The 15,084-nt window shown below is 73.6% G+C and carries 14 protein-coding genes; 6 read left to right on the top strand and 8 right to left on the bottom strand.

Annotated elements, in window-relative coordinates:
- The first annotated feature begins 244 nt into the window (after positions 1 to 244).
- On the top strand, positions 245 to 3,358 hold the full coding sequence (locus ACIPLC_RS18290; protein ID WP_400474014.1) for an AfsR/SARP family transcriptional regulator: 3,114 nt from the start codon (positions 245 to 247) through the stop codon (positions 3,356 to 3,358).
- Here ACIPLC_RS18290 and ACIPLC_RS18285 read toward each other — a convergent pair.
- A complete protein-coding gene (locus tag ACIPLC_RS18285; RefSeq protein ID WP_400474013.1) occupies positions 3,355 to 3,693 on the bottom strand; it encodes a hydroxyisourate hydrolase in 339 nt (112 codons plus the stop codon). The two genes, ACIPLC_RS18290 and ACIPLC_RS18285, sit on opposite strands and share 4 nt — an antisense overlap.
- A 301-nt stretch (positions 3,694 to 3,994) precedes the next feature.
- On the opposite strand from ACIPLC_RS18285, the gene ACIPLC_RS18280 reads away from it, so the two are divergent.
- From ACIPLC_RS18280 to ACIPLC_RS18260, 5 genes are all read left to right on the top strand, one after another.
- On the top strand, positions 3,995 to 5,188 hold the full coding sequence (locus ACIPLC_RS18280) for a LeuA family protein (protein WP_400474012.1): 1,194 nt from the start codon (positions 3,995 to 3,997) through the stop codon (positions 5,186 to 5,188).
- The gene (gene leuC / locus ACIPLC_RS18275) at positions 5,188 to 6,588 is read left to right on the top strand and encodes a 3-isopropylmalate dehydratase large subunit (protein WP_400474011.1); all 1,401 of its coding nucleotides are present in this window, start codon (positions 5,188 to 5,190) and stop codon (positions 6,586 to 6,588) included. Before ACIPLC_RS18280 ends, leuC begins: the two co-directional genes overlap by 1 nt.
- A 169-nt stretch (positions 6,589 to 6,757) precedes the next feature.
- Entirely contained in the window at positions 6,758 to 7,396 is a 639-nt protein-coding gene (leuD, locus tag ACIPLC_RS18270; RefSeq protein WP_400474010.1) for a 3-isopropylmalate dehydratase small subunit, read from the top strand.
- A gap of 119 nt (positions 7,397 to 7,515) precedes the next feature.
- Positions 7,516 to 8,553 (top strand): isocitrate/isopropylmalate dehydrogenase family protein, encoded by a 1,038-nt coding sequence (locus ACIPLC_RS18265; RefSeq protein ID WP_400474009.1) that lies wholly within the window; start codon positions 7,516 to 7,518, stop codon positions 8,551 to 8,553.
- A 300-nt stretch (positions 8,554 to 8,853) separates the two neighbouring features.
- On the top strand, positions 8,854 to 9,270 hold the full coding sequence (locus ACIPLC_RS18260) for an ArsR/SmtB family transcription factor (RefSeq protein ID WP_400474008.1): 417 nt from the start codon (positions 8,854 to 8,856) through the stop codon (positions 9,268 to 9,270).
- 32 nt (positions 9,271 to 9,302) lie between these two features.
- Here ACIPLC_RS18260 and ACIPLC_RS18255 read toward each other — a convergent pair whose 3' ends face one another.
- The 7 genes from ACIPLC_RS18255 to ACIPLC_RS18225 all read right to left on the bottom strand — a co-directional run bounded on the left by ACIPLC_RS18255 (position 9,303) and on the right by ACIPLC_RS18225 (position 14,851).
- Positions 9,303 to 10,700, bottom strand: a complete 1,398-nt coding sequence (locus ACIPLC_RS18255) for a nitrate/sulfonate/bicarbonate ABC transporter ATP-binding protein (protein ID WP_400474007.1) — start codon at positions 10,698 to 10,700, stop codon at positions 9,303 to 9,305.
- Between the two features lie 33 nt (positions 10,701 to 10,733).
- Positions 10,734 to 12,491 carry an ABC transporter permease gene (locus tag ACIPLC_RS18250; protein WP_400474006.1) on the bottom strand — a complete coding sequence of 586 codons (1,758 nt, stop codon included), beginning with the start codon at positions 12,489 to 12,491 and terminating at the stop codon, positions 10,734 to 10,736.
- A 291-nt stretch (positions 12,492 to 12,782) separates the two neighbouring features.
- Complete coding sequence (locus tag ACIPLC_RS18245; protein ID WP_400474005.1) at positions 12,783 to 13,148, bottom strand: VOC family protein; 366 nt, start codon at positions 13,146 to 13,148, stop codon at positions 12,783 to 12,785.
- Positions 13,145 to 13,615 (bottom strand): hypothetical protein, encoded by a 471-nt coding sequence (locus tag ACIPLC_RS18240; RefSeq protein ID WP_400474004.1) that lies wholly within the window; start codon positions 13,613 to 13,615, stop codon positions 13,145 to 13,147. The genes ACIPLC_RS18245 and ACIPLC_RS18240 overlap by 4 nt, the downstream gene beginning before the upstream one ends.
- Before the next feature lie 109 nt (positions 13,616 to 13,724).
- A complete protein-coding gene (locus tag ACIPLC_RS18235; RefSeq protein ID WP_400474003.1) occupies positions 13,725 to 14,132 on the bottom strand; it encodes a winged helix-turn-helix domain-containing protein in 408 nt (135 codons plus the stop codon).
- Between the two features lie 105 nt (positions 14,133 to 14,237).
- Positions 14,238 to 14,504, bottom strand: a complete 267-nt coding sequence (locus tag ACIPLC_RS18230; RefSeq protein WP_400474002.1) for a hypothetical protein — start codon at positions 14,502 to 14,504, stop codon at positions 14,238 to 14,240.
- 74 nt (positions 14,505 to 14,578) lie between these two features.
- Positions 14,579 to 14,851, bottom strand: coding sequence for a hypothetical protein (locus ACIPLC_RS18225; RefSeq protein WP_400474001.1), 273 nt, complete (start codon positions 14,849 to 14,851; stop codon positions 14,579 to 14,581).
- Positions 14,852 to 15,084 lie beyond the last annotated feature (233 nt).

Below are 15,084 nucleotides of genomic sequence, written 5' to 3'. Positions count from 1 at the left end.
ACCGGCCTGAGAGTCGTCACAGACCTGAGATCCCCGGTGACGGATGGCCGGATCGGTGCGCGCCGATCCGGCCGTCCGGCTTTTCCGCGACGATTCCCCGCCGGTTACCCGGGGGTACGGACGTCGATCGCAGTCCGTCAGGCGGCGTCTTTTGGGGAGAACTGAAAATCATTGACCCGTTGACCGGGCCGTCCCTAGAGTGCCTTGCGATCCTGCGCCTATTCCTCTGGGGGGAGTGGAAACGGTGGGGCACCGACCTGGTTCCGGCATACGCCACGACGGCTCTTCCTCACCCGCGCCCCGGGTCGAGTACCGCATTCTCGGCCCGCTCGAAGCGCTCGTCGACGCCAGGCTGCTGAACCTCGGCGGGATCCGCCAGCAGACGGTGCTCGCCGCGCTCCTCCTCGACGCCAACCGGGTGGTCAGCGTCGACCGCCTGGTCCGCGCCCTCTACGAGGAGGCCCCGCCGGCCACCGCCCGCGCACAGGTGCAGATCAGCGTCTCCGCCCTGCGCCGGCTGTTCGCCGCGCACGGCCTCTCCGACGTCATCACCACCCACCCGCAGGGCTACATGGTGAAGGCGGCGGACGCCCAGCTCGACCTGCTCCAGGCCCGTGGCCTGGTCGGGAGGGCGCGGGCGCTGCGCGACGACGGCCAGAAGACCGAGGCCCACGACCGGAAGGCGGAGGCCGCCGCCCTGTTCCGGCAGGCGCTCGGACTGTGGCGCGGCGACCCCCTCGGCGGCCTGCCCAGCGAGGCGATCCGGTCGGCCGCCGGCCAGCTCACCGAGCAGTGGGTCGGTGCCACCGAGGAGTGCATCCAGCTCGAACTCGCGCTCGGCCGGCACGGCGCGGCCGTCGGCGAACTCCTGGGCCTGGTCGACGAGTTCCCGCTGCGGGAGCGGCTGCGCGGCCAGCTGATGCTGGCGCTCTACCGCTCCGGGCGCCAGACCGAGGCGCTCCAGGTCTACCGCGACACCCGCCAGTGGATGATCGACGAACTCGGCGTCGAACCCGACCCCCGGTTGCAGCGGCTCGAACACTCCATCCTCGGCGCCGACCCCCGGCTCGACCTGCCCGACAGCCGCCCGGCGGCCGCCCCGGCCACCCCGGGCGCCGAGTCCGCCGCCGCGCCGCCCGTCGCCCCCGTTGTCCCCGCCGCCCCCGTCGCCGTCCCGGAGATGCTCCCCGCCGACCTCGCCGACTTCACCGGCCGCGAGCACCTGCTCGCCGGCCTGCGCGAACGGCTGCTGCTCTCCTCCCACGACCAGTCCCGGCTCGCCGTCCCGATCGTCTCCGTCGTCGGCAAGGCCGGGGTCGGCAAGACCGCCGTGGCCGTCCACGCGGCCCACCAGATCGCCGCCGAGTTCCCCGGCGGACAGCTCTTCGCCGACCTGCACGGCGGGGCCCCCGACACGGTCGGCCCGGCCCAGGTGCTGGAGCGCTTCCTGCGCGCCCTCGGCGTCAACGGCACCGCCATCCCCGACGGCCTGGAGGAGCGGGCCGAGATGTACCGGGCCCTGCTCGCCGAACGCCGGGTGCTGATCGTCCTCGACAACGTCGCCACGGAGAGCCAGATCACCCCGCTGCTGCCGGGCAAGCCCACCTCGGCCGTGATCGTCACCAGCCGGCGGCACATCGGCAGCCTCGCCGGAGCCGTCCGGGTGGACGTCGACACCTTCGCCCCCGACCAGTCGGCGGAACTGCTCGGCCGGATCGCCGGCCCCGAACGGGTGGCGGCCGAACCGGAGGCGGCGAAGGCGCTGGCCGAACTCTGCGACCACCTGCCGCTGGCGCTGCGCATCGCCGGCGCCCGGCTCGCCGCCCGGCCGCACTGGGAGATCACCGAACTGGTGGAGCGGCTGGAGGACGGGACCCGCCGGCTCGACGAGCTCAAGTACGCCGACGTCGGCATCAGGGCCGGCCTCTCGCTCACCTACGAGAGCGTCAGCGAGGACGCCCGCCGGCTGCTCCGGCGGATCGCCCTGATCGACGAGGGGCCGTTCTCCACCTGGGTGGGCATGGCCCTGCTCGACCTCCCCGAGTACCAGGTCCAGGACCTGATCGACGAACTCTCCGACGCCCAACTGCTGGACGCCGTCGGCACCGCGCCCGGACGCCACACCCAGTACCGGCTGCACAACCTGATCCGGGTCTTCGCGCGCGAACGCCTCGTCGACGAGGAGAGCGTCGAGGAGCGGGAGGCCGCGCTGGCCCGGGTGATCGGCTGCTTCCTCCACCTGCTGATCGAGGCGAGGCAGCGCGAGTACGGCCGCGACGTGCTGATCCGCGGCCGCGGCACCGCCCTGCACCCGCTGCCCGCCCGGACGGTGGACCGACTGCTGGCCGAGCCGCTGCAGTGGTTCTCCCGGGAACGGCCCATGCTCGTGCCCCGGGTCAGACAGGCGGCCATGATGGGCCTCACCGCGCACTGCTGGGAACTCGCCGTCACCGCCGTCACGTTCCTGGAGACCCACGGCCGGCTCGACGACTGGCGCGACACCCACGAACTCGCCCTCGCGGCCGCGCGCAAGGGCGGCGACCGGCTCGGCCAGGCGGCCGCACTGCACTCCCTCGGCTCGCTCGCGCTGACCCGGCAGAACTTCGCCGCCGCCGAGGAGCGCTTCCGCCAGGCCGCCGGCATCTTCACCGACCTCGGCGACGACCTCGGCTCCGCCCTGACCGCCCGCGGCCTCGGCTACCTCGCCCGGGTGGACGGCCGGATCGACGAGGCGACCGCCCACTACCAAGCCGCCCTCACCGTCCTGCGGGCGAGCGGCGGCTCCGTCGCCGTCGCCTACGTGCTGCACAACCTGGCCCAGCTCAAACTGGGCGAGGGCGACGAGGACGGCGCCGGAGCACTCCTCGACGAGGCCCTACGGCTGAGCCGGGAGGGCCGCGGCCGACGGGTCGAGGCCCAGGTGCTGCACCGGATGGGCCAGAGCCACCTGGAACGCGGCGGCTACGACCGGGCCCTGGACGCCTTCTCCCGGGCCCTCGACGTCGTCCGGCTGATCGGCGACCACACCGGCGAGATCTACGCCCTGCACGGCATCGGCGCGGCCCGCCACCGGCTCGGCGAGACCGGCGAGGCCGCCCACGCCCTGCACCGCGCCCTGCTCCTCGCGGAGGGCTCCAACGAGCGGCTGATCATGGGCCGGATCCTCGTCACCCTCGGCGAGTTGGCGCTCGGCACCGGGGAGGCCGACCTGGCGGTGGAGCACCTGCGGCGGGCCCGGCTGGTGTTCCGCCTCATGCGGACCCCCGCCGAGGAGGCCCGGACGCTCGACCTGCTGCGCTCCGCCCGCCTGGCCGCCGGTGACCCCGAGCCCCCCGCAGGCCCGGGTCCACCTTCCTAGTCGGCGATGAAGGCCACCGCGTAGTGGTTCAGCGACAGGGTGAGGTTCACCCGGTGCCCCGACTCGCCGTCGGACACCCGGAAGGTGGCCGCCACCTCGGGGTGCACGGTGGACAGGCCGAGCCCGTTGAAGTACCGGTCGACGTCGAACACCAGCCGGTAGAGGCCGCGTCCACCGTCCGTCCCGCCCCACTCCTCGATCCGGCCGCTCGCGTCCGTTCTGCGCTCGACCACCGGCACCCACTCGTTGTCGACCAGCGACTCCAGTCTCGCGTCGAGGCCGGCGGCGGTGCGTCCGTGGACGCTGTCCAGCGCTTCGACGATGACCCTCGCCATCAGCCCACCCGCCCCGGGCGCGGTAACCGGGCCGGCGGGCGTTCCTCGGCCGGGATATCTCGCATGAAAACCACTCCTTGCCTCAGTACACGATGCATCGGGAAAAGGGCGCGTCAAGCCTATTGTGGGGGGTTCTACTATCGGTCCGCCATCGAATGATTATTTGTTCGAAAAGCCTTGACGGGCAGTGATTCCGGCCCAGTAAAGTCACCGCTGCCAGCCACAATCCTCCGCCGCCGCACACCGCGACCTCCCGTCCGGTCGCCCGTCCGGCGGCGTTCCCGAAAGAGGCGGAAAATCCATGTCTTCGAAATCCGTCCCCACCGCACGGCGGCTCCGGGTATTCGACTCGACACTGCGCGACGGCGAACAGGCCCCGGGCAACGCGATGAACCCCGACCAGAAGCTGGAGCTGGCCCTCGCCATCGAGGCCACCGGCGTCGACACCATCGAGGCCGGCTTCCCCAGCTCCTCACCGCGTGACTTCGAGGCGACCAGACTCATCGCGGGCGCGCTCACCACCGCCAAGGTGGCCACCCTCAACCGGGCCGTCCGCGCGGACATCGAGCTGGCCGCCGAGGCCGGCGGCGTCGAGCGCCACCAGGTCCAGATCATGGCCACCGGCAGCGACGTCCACCTGGAGCACAAGCGCGGCCTCACCCGGGCCGAGGGCCTGCACGAGATCGTCGACAGCATCCGGTTCGCCCGCGAGCTGGGCTTCACCGACATCACGCTCGGCATCGAGGACGCCAGCCGGGGCAGCGACGACCTGCTGCGCCCGATGATCGAGGCCGGCATCGCGGAGGGCGCCGGCACGGTGGCGCTCGCCGACACCACCGGCTGCCTGATCCCGGCCGAGTTCGGCGCCCAGGTGGCGCGGGTCCGCTCCTGGATCCCGGACGACGTCATCCTGTCCACCCACTGCCACCAGGACCTCGGGCTCTCCCTCGCCAACGCCCTGGCGGGCGTCGCGGCGGGCGCGGACGAGGTGCAGGCCACCATCGCCGGCATCGGCGAGCGCGCGGGCAACACCCCGCTGGAGGAGCTGGCCGCGGTGCTGCTCTACAAGGGCGAGCAGCTCGGCCTGACCAGCCGGCTGCGCACCGAGAAGTTCTACGAGGCCTACCAGCTGCTGGCCCGGATCATCGGAATGTCGACGCCGCGCAACAAGGCGATATTCGGGGAGAACGCCTTCGCCACCCAGGCCGGAATCCACCAGGCCGGAATGCTGCGCAATCCGGTGACCTACGAATACGTCGAACCGCACAGCTTCGGCCGGGAGCGGGGAATTCTCATCGGCCGGCACTCCGGGCGCAATGTGGTCCGCAACCTGTTCGACCAGATGGGCCTCGGCGCCGAGCGCGACCTGCTCGACGAGATCTACGAGACCTACATCGCGGGCCGCGCCGACGGCACCTGCATCGAACTGGGCGAACTGCGCGAGATCATCGCCGGGCGCCTGGAGCGCACCACCGAGATGGCGGTGGCCAGCTGATGGGCGGCACCGAGCGCAACCTGATCGAGAAGGTCTGGCAGAGCCACGTCGTCGACCAGGCGCCGGGCGAGCCCGACCTGCTCTACATCGACCTGCACCTGCTCCACGAGGCGAGTTCCCCGCAGGCCTTCGACGGCCTCCAGCTGGCCGGCCGGCGGGTCCGCCGGCCCGACCTCGCGCTCGCCCTCGAAGACCACAACGTGCCCACCAACACGCTGCTGGTCAAGGACGCGATGGGCAGCGCCCAGCTGGAGCGCCTGCGCGAGAACTGCGAGGACCAGGGGATCGAGCTGTTCTCGCTCGGCGACGACCGGCAGGGCATCGTGCACGTGGTGGCGCCCGAACTGGGCTTCGTCCGCCCCGGCATGACCGTGGTGTGCGGCGACAGCCACACCTCCACGCACGGCGCCTTCGGGGCGCTCGCCTTCGGCGTCGGCACCAGCGACGTCGAGCACGTGCTCGCCACCCAGACGCTGGCGCTCCAGCGCCCCCGGACGATGTCCGTCGAGTTCGTCGGCGAGCCGCCGGCCGACGTCACGCCCAAGGACCTGATCCTCGCGCTGATCGCGCACATCGGCGCCAACGGCGCCAACGGCTACGCGATCGAGTACCGCGGCAAGGCCGTCGAGAACCTCTCCATGGAGGGGCGGATGACGGTCTGCAACATGAGCATCGAGGCGGGCGCCCGCGCCGGCCTGATCGCCCCCGACGACACCACGCTCGCCTACCTGCGCGAGCGCTGGGACCAGGCCGCCGAGGCCGACTGGGACGAGGCGGTCCGCTACTGGCAGTCCCTGCGCACCGACGAGGGCGCCGCCTTCGACCGCGTGGTCGAGCTGGACGTCACCGGGCTCAAGCCCTTCGTCACCTGGGGCACCAACCCCGGCCAGGCCGTCCCGCTGGACGGCGCGGTGCCGGCGCCCGAGACCTTCGCGACCCCCGCCGAGCAGCAGGCCGCGCGCCGCGCCCTGGAGTACATGGGCCTCGAACCGGACGTCGCCCTGCGGGACGTCGAGATCAACACGGTCTTCCTCGGCTCCTGCACCAACGGCCGGATCGAGGACCTGCGGGCCGCGGCCGACGTGCTGCGCGGCCGCAAGGTCTCCGACCGGATCACCATGCTCGTCGTCCCCGGCTCGATGGCCGTCCGGGCCCAGGCCGAGGAGGAGGGCCTGGACCGGGTCTTCCTCGACGCGGGCGCGCAGTGGCGGCTGTCCGGCTGCTCGATGTGCATGGGCATCAACGCCGACCGCCTCCAGGGCATCCAGCGGGTCGCGTCCACCTCCAACCGCAACTACGAGGGCCGGCAGGGCACCCACGCCCGCACCCACCTGGTCTCGCCCGTCGTCGCCGCCGCCACCGCCGTGGTCGGCCGCCTGGCCGCGCCGACCGAGCTGTGACCGCGCCCGCCGGGCACACCCGCCCGGCCCGTTCGACCCGCCCGGCCCGTTCGACCCGACCGACCCGACCGGCCCGTTCGACCCGACCGACCCGACCGGCCCGTTCGACCCGCCCGGCCGACCGCCATCAGACCGACCACAGCGAGACCGACCAGCAGGGGGCAGAGGCATGAAGGAGCCGCTCACGGCGCACACCGGACAGGCCGTGGCACTGTCCCGGGACGACGTCGACACCGACCAGATCATCCCGGCCGAGTTCTGCAAGCGGCTGACCAAGTCCGGCTATGCCGACACCCTGTTCGGGCACTGGCGCCAGGCGCCCGGGTTCGTCCTGAACCAGCCGGAGCACCAGGAGGCGAGCGTCCTGGTGGCGGGTCACAACTTCGGCACCGGCAGCTCCCGCGAGCACGCCGTGTGGGCCCTGCGCGACTGGGGCTTCCGGGCCGTCATCGCCACCAGCTTCGGCGACATCTTCCTGCGCAACGCGCTGAAGAACGGCCTGCTGGCCGTCGCGCTGCCGGTGCCCGTCGTCGCCGACCTCGCCGAACGCGCCCAGGCCGACCCGAAGTTCGAGATCACCGTCGACCTGGAGCAGCTGACCGTCGGCACCGACCTCGGGACCTGGGAGTTCGAGGCCGACCACCGTGCCCGCTGGCTGCTGCTCAACGGCCTCGACGACATCGACGTCACCCTGCGCAAGGCCGACGCGATCGCCGCCTTCGAGCAGGGCCGCCCGGCCTGGATGACCAGCATCACCCGCGGCGCCCTCTCCTCCCCGGACACCGCGAAGCAGCGCCGGGCCTCCTGACGACCGCACCCCCCGGCGCAGCTCCCAGGGCCGCGCGGCGGTGACCCTGCCCGACGCCCCCGGCCCGGCCGACCCGACCCACAACCGGCCGGCCCCACCCCAGAAACGGTGAGAGACCCATGACCAAGACAGTGACCGTCATCCCCGGTGACGGCATCGGCCCCGAGGTGACCAAGGAGGCCCTGGAGACCATCGACTCGCTGGGCCTGGACCTCGCGGTCGACGTGCTCGACCACGTCAACGCCGACACCTACCTGCGGACCGGGGTCTCCCTGTCCGACGAGGACTTCGAGCGGATCAAGGCGAGCGACTCGGTGCTCTTCGGCGCCATCGGCGACCCCCGGGTGAAGACCTCGGACTACGGCCGCGGCGTCCTGCTGCGCCTGCGCTTCGACCTCGACCTCTACGTCAACCACCGCCCGGCCACCCTGTTGCAGGAGCGGCTGAGCCCGCTGCGCGACGCCCGGACCCGTGCCATCGACGCCGTGATCGTCCGCGAGAACACCGAGGGCCTCTACACCGACATCGGCGGAGTGCTGCGCGGGAACACCGTGCACGAGATGGCCGTCGACGCGGACGTCAGCACCTACATGGGCGTCTCGCGGGTGATGGAGTACGCGTACTCGATCGCCGAGCGCGGCGTCTGCATGGTCGACAAGTCCAACGCCGTCCGGCACGGCGGGCAGGTGTGGCAGCGGGTCTTCCGGGAGGCCGCCGAGAAGCACCCCGGCATCAGTTCCACCCACCTCTACGTCGACGCCGCCGCGATGAAGCTGATCTCCGACCCGTCCCAGTTCGACGTGATCGTCACCAACAACTCGTACGGCGACATCCTCAGCGACCTGGCGGCCATGCTGGCCGGCGGCCTGGGCAACGCGGCCTCCGCCAACATCAACCCGGACACCGGGTTCGGCCTCTACGAGCCGGTGCACGGCAGCGCGCCCGACATCGCCGGCCAGGGCATCGGCAACCCCTTCGGCGCCATCCTCAGCTCCGCGCTGATGCTGGAGCGCCTGGGCTGGGCCGCCGAGGCGAAGGCGATCCAGCTGGCCGTCGGCACGGCCGTGGCCGACGGCGCCTGCACGCCGGACCTCGGCGGCTCCCTCACCACCCAGCAGGTCGGCGCCGCGGTCAGGGCGTCCCTCGCCGGGGCCTGACGGCACGAACCGCCCCCGCCCCCAACCGCCGCCGTGGTCGCCCCACCGACCACGGCGGCCGCCGCTCAGCCCCAGGGGTTGTGCTCGTGCGACCCGCTGACCGCGGTACGGAACGTGGTGTGCTCGATCATCTCGTACGGACTCCAACTCCTGGACGGCGCGGCCGGTCGGCAGCGGCTGAAAGGATGGCCGAAGCCTGGCAGCCCCGGCCATCGGCCCGCTATCGACGCCCGCGCCCGGCCGGATGGCGCCGCGTTCCGCGCCGGCGGTGCGGCGGTGCGGCCTCGGTAGGATCCTGACATGGGTGCGCAGGAAGAGGCGTGGGACACGGAGGCGGCGGAGCGGGCGGTCGCGGTGCTGAAGGCGGTCGCCGACCCGTCCCGGTACCGGCTGCTCTGGGCGCTGAGCCGGCGGGAGCTGCCGGTCAGCGAACTGGCGGAGCTGCTGGGCGCGCACGTGGCGGCGACCTCGCAGCACCTGGCCAGGCTGCGGGCGGCCGGGCTGGTCGTCTCGCGCCGGGAGGGCACCCGGATCTTCTACCGGGCCGCCGAGGTGCGCGGGCTGCTGACGGAGGCGGCGCTGATCGCCAACGACCTGCCCGGGCGCGGTGACGGCGGTGACGGCGGCGGTCCGGGCCCGGCCGCCGCGACGGCCGAGCAACCGTTCGCCCGCGCCGTCCGCTCCGCCCGCCGCCGCCCGGCCACGGGCCAGGCCTGAGACCCGCCCTGAACCGTTCAAGCCGTCTCCTCTCAAACCGTCTCCTCGTCGAGCCGGTACTCCCGCAGGGCGGCGTCGTAGCCGAACAGCCCGGCGTAGCGGCCCCAGTCGGTGGCGGTCTCCAGCTGCCGGTCGACCTGCTCGCTGGTGTAGTGGTGGGCGAGCAGGTCGCGGAAGAAACCGGCGCGCACGGCGGTGCCGGGCCGGCCGCGCAGGCCGTTGGTGATCAGCCGGACCAGCGGGACGTCCACCGCGGCGTCGGCGAAGATGGTCCGGGACTCCTGGACGTCGGCTCCGGCGAAGGCGGTGCCCGTCCCGGTGAGCAGCAGGTCGTCGCCGTGGATCTCGGCGAAGCCGAGCAGGTCGAGGGCGTCGAGCTGGGGGAGCATGTCGTCGATGTCGAGGCCGAGTTCGTCGGCGAGGTCGGCGAGGTCGCAGCGGCCGCCGCGGTGGGCGATCATCGCGGCGAGGCCGGAGAGGCCGTCCACGCTGGCGGTGGGCAGCGGGGTGTTGGCGACGGTGCGCCGGTCGGGCCGGGTGCCGTCGGCGCGGCCGGGCAGGCGGGTCTCCTTGGGCCGTCCGGTCATGATCCGGTAGACCCGGTCGACGAGTTCGTCGAAGGCGTCGGCGTCGCGGTCGCGGGGCCGGTCGAGGTCGACCTCGACGGTCTCCCGGATGGTGCCGTAGGGGCGGGAGCCGAGGACGACGATGCGGTCGGCCATCAGGACCGCCTCCTCGATGTTGTGGGTGACCAGGACGACGGCGCGGGTGGGGAACTGGCCGGACTCCCACAGTTCCAGCAGTTCGCCGCGCAGGTTCTCGGCGGTGAGGACGTCCAGCGCGGAGAAGGGCTCGTCCATCATCAGCACGTCCGGTTCGACGACCAGGGCGCGGGCGAAGCCGACGCGCTGGCGCATGCCGCCGGAGAGCTCCTTGGGGTAGGCGGACTCGAAGCCGGCCAGGCCGATCAGGTCGATGGCCTGGACGGCGGCCTCGGCGCGCTCCCGGGGCGGCACGCCGCGGGCCTCCAGGCCGAGTTCGACGTTCTGCCGGACGGTGAGCCAGGGCAGCAGCGCGAAGGTCTGGAACACCAGGGCGGTGCCCGGGTTGGCGCCGGTGAGCGGGGTGCCGCGGTAGGCGACGGTGCCGGAGCTGGGCGGGATCAGCCCGGCCAGGCAGCGCAGCAGGGTGGACTTGCCGGAGCCGGAGCGGCCGAGCAGGGCGACGATCTCGCCGGCCCGGACGGTGAGGTCGATGCCGGACAGCACGGGCAGCGCGCCGTCGGCGCCGGCGTAGGCCTTGGTGAGGCCGACGGTCTCCAGCAGGATCCCGCCGTCGGCGGGGGAGCGCGGGGAGAGTGGGGAGAGCCCTGTGAGGGCGGTGGTGGCGGGCGGCGCGGTGCGGGCGGCGCGCGGGAACGGGAAGCGCATGCGGGGACCTCCGGGGCGGGGAGCGGGCGCGGGTCAGAGCGAGTAGCGGCGCTCGGCCAGGCGGTAGAGGCGCCGCCAGAGCAGCCGGTTGAGGGCGACGACGTACAGGCTCATCACCGCCACCCCGGCGAGCAGGTGCGGGTAGTCGCCGCGCTCGGTGGCCCGCGCGATGTACGCGCCGAGGCCGGTGGCGGTGAGCGTGGTGCCGCCGAAGGTGACGACCTCGGAGACGATGGAGGCGTTCCAGGCGCCGCCGGAGGCGGTGAGGCCGCCGGTGACGTAGGCCGGGAAGATCCCGGGGATGATCAGCCGCCGCCAGCGCTGCCAGCCGCGTACGCCGAGGTCGTCCATGGCCTCGCGCAGGTCGGTGGGGATGGCCATGGCGCCGGCGATGGTGTTGAACAGGATGTACCACTGGGCGCCGAGGGCCATCAGCAGGACGCCGCCGAGGTCGATCGACACGCCGGTCCGCAGCAGCAGCCAGACGACCAACGGGAAGAGGAAGTTGGCCGGGAAGCTGGCGAGCACCTGCACCAGCGGCTGGGCGATCCGGGTCAGCCGGGGGGAGAAGCCGATCCGCACGCCGACCGGCACCCAGACCAGGGTGGCGACGGTCACCAGGACGACGACCCGGGCGAGGGTGGCGAGGCCGAGCAGCAGCGGTTCGCCGAACACGCCGAGGCCGGTCGCGCCGTGCAGGTAGCGGCCGAGGTCGACCAGGCCCCAGAGCACCAGGCCGCCGGCGACGGCGGCGAAGGCGGCGTCCCCGGCACGCCGCCGCCCGGGGGCGACGGCCAGCGGGCGGTCGTCGGTGCCCAGCAGGCGCCCGGCCCGGGAGAGCGCCCGCCCCGTCGGGCGCAGCAGCCGGCCGAGCAGTTCGGGCCAGTGGGAGCGGCGCAGCAGGTCCAGTACGACGGAGCGCTGCACCTCGGTGGCCTCGGACTGCTCGTTCTTGAAGCGTTCGGCCCAGGCGGTGAGCGGGCGCCAGAACAGCAGGTTGACGCCGACCACCAGGACCACCATGGTGGCGATCGCCCAGCCGACCCGGCCGAGGTCGCCGGCGGCGATGGCCGCGCCCGCGTAGGAACCGACCCCGGGCAGCGCATAGCGCCGGTCGTCGACGCTGATCGCCTCGGAGGCGACCAGGAAGAACCAGCCGCCGCCGAAGCTCAGCATGCCGTTCCAGACCAGGCCGATCATGCCCGAGGGCAGTTCGACCTTCCAGAACCGCATCCACCGGGTGAAGCGGAACGAGCGCGACAGCTCGTCGAGTTCGGGCGGCAGCGAGACCAGCGAGCAGTAGAAGCCGAAGGTCATGTTCCACGCCTGGGAGGTGAAGATGGCGAACACCGCCGCGCACTCCAGGCCCAGCACGGAGCCCGGGAACAGGGCGCGGAAGCCGGTCACCGCGACGGTCAGGAAGGCGAGCACGGGCACCGACTGGAGGATGTCCAGGGCCGGGATCAGGATCCGTTCCAGCCGGCGGCTGCGGGCCGCGGCGTAGGCGTAGCCGAAGGTGAAGACCACGGACACGGCGAGCGCGGCGAACATCCGCAGCAGCGAGCGCGCCGCGTCGTACGGCAGCCGGGCCGGGTCGGTGTCGACCGCCGCGTTCCGGCCGGTGGAGAACCGGACGGTGGTGCCCTGCCCGACCCGCAGCGCGAGGTAGAGCAGCACCAGGACGGCGGCCGCGACGAGCGCGTCCACCCAGGTCATCCGGGCCAGGCGGGCGGCCGTCCGGGACGGCAGTGAGCCCCGGGCGACGCCCGGGGCCGGCTTCGGCAGGGTCATGGGGAGCACCTCCGGCGCGCACCCGGGGCCCCCGGGGCGGGAGAGGTGCGTGCGACGTCAGCGGGATCGGGAGGAACGCCGCGTCCCCCTGGACCGTCGCGTCAGGCGCGCGGGCGGGCGCAGGGGAGGCGGCCGGTACGGCGGCGCGTACTGGGAGGGTCTTCGCCCATGGCCGCCTCCTCCGGTGGTGTCGTCTCGGTCCGTCCTGCGGGTCCGCGCAGGGCCTCGGGCAGTCTGCTCCTTCGGTAGGTCCGTGGGCAAATGAGCCGGTGCCCGGGCCGTCTCGACTCCTCAGGCCGTCTCGACGAACTCCAGCAGGTTGCCGACGGGGTCGGTGGTGTAGAAGCGGCGCCGGGGCGGCAGGCTGTCGTCCCAGACCACCTGCGCGCCGAGCTCTGACAGCCGCGAGGCGAAGTCGTCGATCTCGGAGACCGCGATCCCGGGGTGCGCCTTGGTGCTGGGGCGGAAGCGCTCCTCGATGCCGAGGTAGAGCCGCACCCGGCCGCCGTCGGCGGCGAACCAGCAGCCGCCGCGTTCGGTCAGCGGCCGGGGCTTGGGGATCTCGGCCATCTGCAGGACGTCGCCGTAGAAGGCCCGCAGCAGGGCCTCGCTGCCGGGTGGTGCGGAGAGCTGGACGTGGTCGAGGGCCGTGATCACTGCGGCCTCCTCTCGGGAGCGGTGTGGTGCCGGGCCGTGGTGACCAGCAGCCGGGCGGTCGGGGTGGGCAGGTCGAGGTGGTGGGCGATCCACTGGGGGTCGTGCCCGTGGGTGGCGAACACCCAGGCGGTGTAGAGCCGGTTCAGGCCCGGGGCGCCGGGCGACAGCAGCAGCGGCCGGACCTGCTCCATCGGGAAGCCCTCCAGGGAGCGGGCGCTGAACCACTGGGTGTCGTCCTGGCCGAGGGCGGCGGCGGGCGCCGGCCGGCCGGTGCGGCGCCCGCTGCGGGCGAGCAGCAGGGCGAGGAGCAGCCCGGCCCCCGAGGCGCCGATGAGCACGCCGGAGAGGAAGAGCCGCAGCCGCCCCGGGGCGACGCCGACGGCGATGCCCTGGAGGGTGAGGAGGAGCAGGACGCCGCACAGCGCCGTGCCTCTGCCGGTCCAGGGGAACAGGGCGGTTCTGGTCATGGCGGTGTCCTCCTTCGGTGGGGTGGTGGTCGGCGGGCCCTGGGGCGGACGGGCCTCGGCCGACGTGGTCAGGCGGTGCGGTCGGACGGCGCGGGCGGTCGGACGGCGGTCAGGCGACGCGGGTCAGGCGGGGGTCGTACTTGTAGCCGATCTGGCGGACGGTGGCGATCGCCTCCCGGTGGCCCGGGCCGAGTTTGCGGCGGATCCGGGCGATGTGGGTGGCGATGGTGCGGGTGTCGCCGGTGTCCGGCCGGCCCCAGACCGTCTCCATCAGCTGGCGGCGGGAGTGGACCCGCAGCGGGTTGTCGACCAGGTGCGCGAGCAGCTCGAACTCCAGGTAGGGGAGCGTCAGTTGCTGCCCGTCGACGGTGACGGTGCGCTGTTCGGGGTCCACCACCAGACCGGTGTCCGGGTCGACGGCGGGCCGGCGGGTCGGTTCGGGGCGCGGCCGCCGGGGCGGGGCGGCGGCGGTGTGGTCCGAGAAGATGGCGTCGAGCCTGGGGTAGCGCACGGCCATGGCGGATGCTCCTTCGGCGGGTCGGTGCGGGTCGGTGCGGGTCGGTGCGGGTCGGCACGAATCGGTACGCATCGGTACGCATCGGTACGCATCGGTACGGGGTGGTCAGCGGGCGGGGTGCCAGGGGTGCCAGGAGGCTTCCAGCCGGGCGGTGCCGTCCGGGGCGGTGACGGTCCGCCAGCTGGCCCGCAGCCGGACGGGGCGGTCGGCGGAGGCGGCGGCCTGGGCCGGGGCCTGGGCCGTGACGGCCTGGAGGACGGGGCTGTCCAGCGGGCTCTCCGCCAGGCGTCGGCCCACGGCGGCGAGCGCGGCGCGCAGGCGGCCGCGGCCGGCGGACGGGAGGGAGGGGTGGAACGCGGCGACGATGGACATGGCAGGTCACCTCCGTGACGGGGCGGCGGGTGGAGGGGGTGCGCGAGGGCGCGGGTGGTGCGGTCGGCGGGGCGTCAGCCGTGCGGCCGGTGGCGGGTGGCGGCGCGGCTGAGGCGGCGCGCGGCGGCCGGCGGGAGGTCCGCGAAGTCGGCGAGCCAGTCCGGCTGGTGGCCCTGGCGGGCCAGCAGGTAGGCCAGGTGCACGCGCGGCTCGTACGCGGAGGCCCGGGTGTTGGGCGTGCCGGAGTGCGGGCAGGCGCCGGGGTCGTCGAGGCGGTAGTCCCTCTCGACGCCGTCGTGCAGGGCGAGGCGGACGCGCGGGCAGTGGTGGTGAACGGCGGTGCGCATGGCCGTACTTCCTTCCTTCCCCGGGTGCGGGGCGGTCGAGGTTTCCGGGTCGGGGCCGGGGCGGCGGCACTGTCGGGCGCCGCCCCGGCGGCGGCTCAGTGGTTGAGCGCGGTCTGGACGATCTTGATGATGACCATGACCATCGCGACCAGGAGGTAGGCGCGCAGGGCGCCCATGCCGACCTTGCGGGCGGTGGACATGACCGGCTTGCCGAGGGTCTCCAGCGGGGGCAT

Source organism: Kitasatospora sp. NPDC086801 (assembly GCF_044745805.1).
Lineage (GTDB): Bacteria > Actinomycetota > Actinomycetes > Streptomycetales > Streptomycetaceae > Kitasatospora.
Note: the sequence above shows the minus strand (reverse complement) of the source record. Positions and strands in the feature narration are given on the sequence as shown.